The 6,339-nt window shown below is 73.8% G+C and carries 8 protein-coding genes; 3 read left to right on the top strand and 5 right to left on the bottom strand.

The window, feature by feature from the left end:
- Positions 1 to 730, top strand: a 730-nt coding sequence (locus LQ51_RS00675; RefSeq protein ID WP_231605110.1) for a pyridoxamine 5'-phosphate oxidase family protein, incomplete at its 5' end; no start/stop codon positions are given.
- Entirely contained in the window at positions 730 to 2,106 is a 1,377-nt protein-coding gene (locus LQ51_RS00670; protein ID WP_046562629.1) for an NAD(P)/FAD-dependent oxidoreductase, read from the top strand. The genes LQ51_RS00675 and LQ51_RS00670, both read left to right, overlap by 1 nt.
- 168 nt (positions 2,107 to 2,274) lie before the next feature.
- On the opposite strand, the gene LQ51_RS00665 is transcribed toward LQ51_RS00670, so the two are convergent.
- Positions 2,275 to 2,643: a DUF3499 domain-containing protein gene (locus LQ51_RS00665; protein ID WP_046562607.1), complete on the bottom strand. Its 369-nt coding sequence runs from the start codon at positions 2,641 to 2,643 to the stop codon at positions 2,275 to 2,277.
- A 153-nt stretch (positions 2,644 to 2,796) separates the two neighbouring features.
- Between LQ51_RS00665 and LQ51_RS00660 the strand changes: the two genes are divergently transcribed.
- Positions 2,797 to 3,246 (top strand): metallopeptidase family protein, encoded by a 450-nt coding sequence (locus tag LQ51_RS00660; protein ID WP_046562606.1) that lies wholly within the window; start codon positions 2,797 to 2,799, stop codon positions 3,244 to 3,246.
- 97 nt (positions 3,247 to 3,343) lie between these two features.
- Here the strand turns inward: LQ51_RS00660 and LQ51_RS00655 are convergent, their stop codons facing one another.
- From LQ51_RS00655 to LQ51_RS00640, 4 genes are all read right to left on the bottom strand, one after another.
- A complete protein-coding gene (locus tag LQ51_RS00655; RefSeq protein ID WP_013284161.1) occupies positions 3,344 to 3,604 on the bottom strand; it encodes a WhiB family transcriptional regulator in 261 nt (86 codons plus the stop codon).
- Between the two features lie 492 nt (positions 3,605 to 4,096).
- On the bottom strand, positions 4,097 to 4,438 hold the full coding sequence (locus LQ51_RS00650; RefSeq protein WP_046562605.1) for a hypothetical protein: 342 nt from the start codon (positions 4,436 to 4,438) through the stop codon (positions 4,097 to 4,099).
- Positions 4,439 to 4,449: 11 nt separating this feature from the next.
- On the bottom strand, positions 4,450 to 5,847 hold the full coding sequence (locus LQ51_RS00645; RefSeq protein ID WP_046562604.1) for a DUF4331 domain-containing protein: 1,398 nt from the start codon (positions 5,845 to 5,847) through the stop codon (positions 4,450 to 4,452).
- A 96-nt stretch (positions 5,848 to 5,943) separates the two neighbouring features.
- Entirely contained in the window at positions 5,944 to 6,222 is a 279-nt protein-coding gene (locus tag LQ51_RS00640) for a hypothetical protein (protein ID WP_046562603.1), read from the bottom strand.
- Between the last annotated feature and the right edge of the window lie 117 nt (positions 6,223 to 6,339).

Here is a 6,339-nt window from a genome sequence, read left to right as displayed (position 1 = left end):
GTCCCGGCCCGGCCCCGTCGACGCCGCCGACCCCGCCCGCACCGACCGGTCCCGGCCCGGCCCTGTCGACGCCGTCGACCCGGTCGGGACCGTCGAGGACCGGGCCGCCGTCGGCGGCACCGACCGGACCCGGATACGCCGGCTGCCCGACCTGGCCGTCCACGACCGGGCGGCACTGCACGCCGTGCTCGACGCCGGCCGGGTCGCGCACCTGGCCGTCGTCGAGGGCGACCAGCCGTACGCGCTGCCGGTGGCGTACGCCCGGGACGGGGAGCGGGTGCTGGTGCACGGCTCCACCGGCAGCCGACTGTTCCGGCACCTCGCCGCCGGCGCGCCGGCCTGCCTCACCGTCACCCTGCTCGACGGCCTGGTGCTGGCGCGCAGTGCCTTCGAGTCGTCGATGAACTACCGCTGCGCCATGGTGCTCGGCACCCTCACCGCGCTCGACGGCGAGGCCAAGCTGGCCGCGCTGCACCGCCTCTCCGAGCATCTGCTGCCCGGTCGCTGGGCGGAGATCCGGCCGCCCTCGGCCAAGGAACTGGCCGCCACGCTGGTGCTCGCCCTCCCGCTGCGCGAGTGCTCGGTGAAGGTCAGCGCCGGCCCGCCCGACGACCCCGAGGACGACCTCGACCGGCCGGTCTGGGCCGGGGTGGTGCCGGTCGTCGAGGCGTACGGGATTCCGCAGCCCGACCCGCGGCTGCGCCACGACCTGCCCCCACCGGAGTGGTGATGCGCTACCAGGAGCTGTCGTACTGGCTGTCCACCGTGGCCGAGCCACTGACCCCGCGCCCCGGCCTGGCCGGCGACACCGACGCGGACGTGGTCATCGTCGGCGCCGGCTACACCGGGCTCTGGACCGCGTACTACCTCGCCGTGGCCGACCCGGCGCTGCGCATCGTGGTGCTGGAGAAGGAGATCGCCGGGTACGGCGCCTCCGGGCGCAACGGCGGCTGGTGCTCGGCGCTCTTCCCCACCGCCCTGCCCGCGCTGGCCCGCCGGCACGGCCGGGACCGGCCACTGGCCATGCAGCGGGCCATGCGGGAGACCGTCCGCGAGGTCGGCCGGGTGGTCGCCGCCGAGGGCATCGACTGCGACTGGCGGGCCGGCGGAACCGTGGTGCTGGCCCGCAGCGAGGTCCAGCTCGGCCGGGCCCGGGCCGCCGTCGCCGAGGCCCGCGAGTACGGGCTCGCCGACGCCGACCTGGTGCTGCTCGACGCCGCCGAGGCCGCTGCCCGCTGCCACGCCGAGGGGGTCCGCGGCGGCACGTACACCCCGCACTGCGCCGCCGTGCACCCGGCGAAACTGGTCCGCGGCCTGGCCCGGGCGGTGGAGCGCCGGGGGATACGGATTTTCGAGCGGACCCCGGTGACCGCGCTGCGCCCGGGTGCCGCGGTGACCCCGGCGGGGGTGGTCCGCGCCCCGGTGGTGGTCCGGGCGACCGAGGGCTTCACCCCGGCCCTGCCCGGGCTGCGGCGGGCCGTCGCCCCGGTCTACTCGCTGATGGTGGCCACCGAGCCGCTGTCCGCGGCGACCTGGGCGGAGATCGGGCTGGCCGAGCGGGAGACGTTCTCCGACTACCGGCACGTCATCATCTACGGCCAGCGCACCGCCGACGGCCGGCTGGCCTTCGGCGGGCGGGGCGCCCCCTACCACTACGGTTCGCGGGTCCGTCCGGGCTACGACCGGGAGCCCCGGGTCTTCGCGGCGCTGCGCCGGGTCCTCGGGGAGCTCTTTCCGGTGCTCGGGCCGGAGGTGCCGGTCAGCCACAGCTGGGGCGGGCCGCTCGGGGTGGCCCGGGATTGGGCCGCCTCGGTGGGGCTGGACCGGAGCACCGGTCTCGCCTGGGCCGGCGGGTACGTCGGCGACGGGGTGGGCACCAGCAACCTGGCCGGCCGTACCCTGGCCGACCTGATCCGGGGCGCGGAGAGCGACCTGACCACGCTGCCCTGGGTCAACCACCGCTCCCCCCGCTGGGAACCGGAACCCCTGCGCTGGCTGGCCGTCAACGCGGGCCTGAAGGTGATGCTCTCCGCCGACACCACCGAATCCCGCACCGGCCGCCCCGCCCGCCGCGCCACCACCCTCTCCCACCTCCTCGGCCACTGACCCCCTCCCCACCCTCCCCACCTCCCCTCCCCCTCCCTCCCCCCGCAACACGGGGGTTGATCAAGGAGTTTGCGTCAGGCGTGGCGCGGATCTCGGACGCAAAGTCCTTGATCAACGCCAGGGCAGACGTGGGGGGTGGGGTGGGTGGGGTGGGGTGGGGGTGGGGGGTTAGTGGGTGGGGGGGATGACGCGGAGGTGGCCGCGGCGGCCCTGTTGGGGGGTCTGGGGGTTGCGCTGGTCGTCCTCGGGGGGACGCGGGGGTGCGGGGCGGGCGGCCTCGCGGACCGCCTCGGCCAGCGCGACCAGGTCGTCGGTGGTGGGCGGCGGCGGCTCGAACTCACCCTCGTGCCGGACCACGTCCCAGCCGCGCGGGGCGGTCAGGCTCCGCGCGTGCGGCTCGCAGAGGTCGTACGTGTGCGGCTCGGCGAAGGCCGCGAGCGGACCCACCACGGCGGTCGACTCGTTGTAGACATAGGTCAATGTGGCGACCGCTTGCCGGGGGCAGCCGTTACGGGAGCAGCGCCGTGGTGACCTCACGGCGGCAGGGTATCCCCATTACCGGGTCCGGCGCACCGCTTCGCGTTGCGACACGCCCGTCATGGTGATCACAATTCGCCCGATCGGCGCCCGGCGCGGCGCACCGGCGGCGCAACGGCGGGCGGCCGGGACCTGCGGGCTACCCTTTGCGTCATGACGAGCCCGGAGAACCGCCGCCCCGGCTCCGGCCGGCGCACCCACCGTGACCGGCACGGACGCGGGTTGCGCGGGCGGCTGGTGCCGGCCACCGTGCCGCTGGCCCGGACCAAGGCCGAGGTCTTCGACGACCTGGTGCTGGACACGGTCGAGACCCTCGAGCGCCGTTTCGCCAAGGAGCTCGCCGGGGTCGAGTTCGCCGTCGAGGACGTCCCGCCGGAGCTGAACGTCTACGACTCCGACGTGCTGGAGGACGGCGAGGTGCCGCTCGCCCGGCTGCTGCCCGGCCGGCCGGGCCGGCAGGAGGTGCCGCCGCGGATCGTGCTCTACCGCCGGCCGCTGGAGTTCCGCGCGATGGACCGGGAGGACCTCGCGGATCTCGTCCACGACGTGATCATCGAGCAGGTGGCGAACCTGCTCGGGGTCGACCCCGACGAACTGGCCTGAGCCCGCTCGTCGACGCGCTGCCGGAAACCGGCCGGCCCCCGCCGGCCGGGTCGTCGGCCCGAGCCGGGCGGCCCCCACCGCCACGACCCGGTACCCGTCAGGCGGCGACCCGCCGCTTCAACTTGCGCCGCTCCCGCTCGGAGAGCCCACCCCAGATCCCGAACCGCTCGTCGTGACCGAGGGCGTATTCCAGGCATTCCGTCTTGACCTCACACCGCGAGCAGATGCGCTTCGCCTCGCGGGTCGAGCCGCCCTTCTCGGGAAAGAACGCCTCCGGGTCGGTCTGCGAGCAGAGCGCCCGCTCCTGCCACTCCGGCGCGTTTCCGAGCAGGTCGGCCACCTCGAGCTGGCCGTCCATCAGTTGCCTCCTTGTCGCGCACCGGCGTCACCGCCGCTGCAACCCCCCACGCGAAAGGCGTGCCTGTCCGTCCGCACCCAATTTGTTGTGTTCCGAACGAACAACCCCATTCAAATTACACGCGTGTAATGCGTGCGCCGTCAAGCCAAACTTGATAATGGAGTCGCCCTCCCGACACCTCCGGACGACCACCGAGCCGCCCGAGCCTCGCAACCTGCCCTATCGATTCAGACCCCGGACGAGTAACGCCCTCCCCGGCGAGTTGCCCCAGATTTTCGCCGTGGCGCACCCGGTCCGGGCACCGCCGGACGCCCCCCGCTGCGGCTCCGGCGGGCCGTCGCCGGGCGGCTCCCCGAGTCCCGTCCAAGATCAGCATTATGGTGGGGGAAAGGTTAACCCGGTCGCCGCCGAACCGCTCGTCGAGCCCGCCGACGCCGCCCGCGCCCCGTCCACATCGTGGGCGGGGCGCGGCGGCAGGCGGGGCCGGTACGGTCAGCGCGTACCCGGGGGTGCGCTGGTCGGCCAGACGAATTCGGCGACGGTGCCGCCGGTGACCGAGATCGCGCCGGCCGGCGTCCGATCGTCCCACCAGACGGTATAGACGTCCGCCGGCAGGCCCGGATAGACGGCACTGTGGAACACCCCGTCGCGGACGTGCCGGGCCCGGACGGCCGAGTGGGTACGCGGCCCGTCCCGGCCGGCCGGGCTGATCTCGATCTCCCGGCCGTGCAGGTCCGGTCCCGTGTGGACGACCAGGGCGCCACGGTCACCGCCCAGTTCGAGCACGACGCTGCCGCGCTCCGACGGCCCGAGGGGGTGCTGATGCTGGTGCACGCGGACGCTCCTCAGGACTTCCGGGCCGGCGGGTTGCCGAACCCGTCGTACGGCGTACCGAGGAACGGGAAGTCGGCGAGGAACGGGGCGGTCACGTCGGCCGCGCTGAGCCCGGGGGTGAGCGTGGCCGTCGCCGGATCGGGCGTGAACGTCTTGTCCACCAGCGGCACGGTCAACCCGGCGACCGCCCGCAACGCGATGCTCACCACGTCGTCACCGACCCGCCGGCCGTTCGGGAAGCCGGCCAGGTCGCCGCCGAGCACGCCGAACCGGTCCGGCTCGCGGGTGGGCGGGATGGCGGTGTTCAACCGCAGCATGTCGGCCTGCACGTCCCCGGTGGTGTTGGCGAAGCCGTCGATCAGGCCCGCCGGGATGCCGGTGAGCAGGATCGCCACCAGGTCGGCCCGGGGCTTCTTCGACCGGTTCAGCGCGTCCAGGTGGGGAAACACCCCCGGGTAGAGGGTGGGCAGCAGGGCGGCCAGCTCGGGATGCTCGACGAACCGGGCGAACCGCTTGTCCTCCGTGGGCGGCAGCGTGTTCCACCGGTCCTTCCTGGACATCGGCACGATGACCTCGTTGAACAACGGGTTGCCCAACCGGGAGACCTGGGTGAACGGACCGGCCGCGGTGTCCGCGGTCACCCCGTCGCCGAGCACCCGGACCTGCTGCCGGGAGGCCGTGGTCCAGACCCCGATCGTCGAGGCGCGGTCGGCGTAGCCGTACCGGCTGGCCTTGCGGCGTACGGTGGCCAGCGGCACCTGCACCGCGATGCTGTGCACGTTGGTGCGGTCCAACGAGTTGACCGGCTCACCCTCGGTTCTGAACAGCCGCTTGCCGGCCACGTGCAGCTGCTGGAACGGGCGGAGCGTGCCGAGGTCGAAGACGGCGCCCAGGTCGACGAAGAAGCCGTCCGCCCGCTGCCCGGCGAAGACCCGCTCGCCGGTGGAGAGCCGGTACGTGGCCTGCCGGGCCAGCTCCCGGTACTTCGGGGTGGAGAGCGGCCCCACGTTGCACGGCGGACAGGGCAGTTTGTGCGCCAGCACGCGCTCCCGCCCGTCCACCACCCGGGTCAACCGGTAGAACTGCCGCCGGTTCCAGTTCTTGCTGTCCAGCGACTCGATTGGCCCGGTGTTGTAAAGAAAGCTGTTCGGATTCGTGACCTCGGTGCTGAATTCGAAACGATAGGTGACATCCGGATAACCGTCGCCGTCGTTGTCGAGGTGAATCTCGTACCGCACGTCGTCGCCGAACTCGTAGAAGTTCGGACCGCCCGAGGGGAGCTGCACCGGCACGTAGTTGGCGATCAACGTGACCGTGTCGGGGCGGCTCGGGCTGACGAACGCGTACAGGTCGGAGCTGTCGGCGACCGGATCCTTGGCTATCTCCGGGGCTTCACGGTGAGAGGACATGGCGGACCACACCTTCGTCGAGGGGGAAGTCGATGCGGGACCGGCGCCGGGAGCCCGCGCCGGGAGGAGGTCACACCGCCGGGCGGCGCGCGCGGGTCAGCGGCGTCCGGCGGCCCGGACCAGCCGGTTCGCCAGGCCCCGGTCGCGTACCTCGATCCGGGTGGTGCCGACGAAGACGTCCAGCGTGCCGGAGGCCGGGTCGCGGAGGTGGACCACGATCGGCTCGTCCCGACGTCCCGCCGAGGGCGCGTTCTGGGCGGCCGACAGGCCCGGCACGGTGAGAGCGGCGGCGCCCAGGGTGGCGCTCGCCGCGGCGGTCAACGTCTGCCGGCGGGTCAGGCGCGGCCAGGGCCGCTTCTGCTGATCACTGGTCATGGGCAACCTTTCCGGGCCGGCGCCGCAGCGCCCGCGTGGACGGGGACCGGGCACCGCCGGAGGCCCCGGTTCGGGGTCGCCGGCGGCGGTCCTCGCCGCGACCGCCGCCGGCATCCA

Source organism: Micromonospora sp. HK10, assembly GCF_000982955.1.
Lineage (GTDB): Bacteria > Actinomycetota > Actinomycetes > Mycobacteriales > Micromonosporaceae > Micromonospora.
This window is presented reverse-complemented; position numbering and strand designations above follow the sequence as displayed.

Coding starts and splice junctions, on each gene's coding strand:
- LQ51_RS00670 (WP_046562629.1), top strand. CDS start 730: ATGCGCTACCAGGAGCTGTCGTACTGGCTGTCCACCGTGGCCGAGCCA.
- LQ51_RS00660 (WP_046562606.1), top strand. CDS start 2,797: ATGACGAGCCCGGAGAACCGCCGCCCCGGCTCCGGCCGGCGCACCCAC.
- LQ51_RS00655 (WP_013284161.1), bottom strand. CDS start 3,604: ATGGACGGCCAGCTCGAGGTGGCCGACCTGCTCGGAAACGCGCCGGAG.
- LQ51_RS00645 (WP_046562604.1), bottom strand. CDS start 5,847: ATGTCCTCTCACCGTGAAGCCCCGGAGATAGCCAAGGATCCGGTCGCC.
- LQ51_RS00640 (WP_046562603.1), bottom strand. CDS start 6,222: ATGACCAGTGATCAGCAGAAGCGGCCCTGGCCGCGCCTGACCCGCCGG.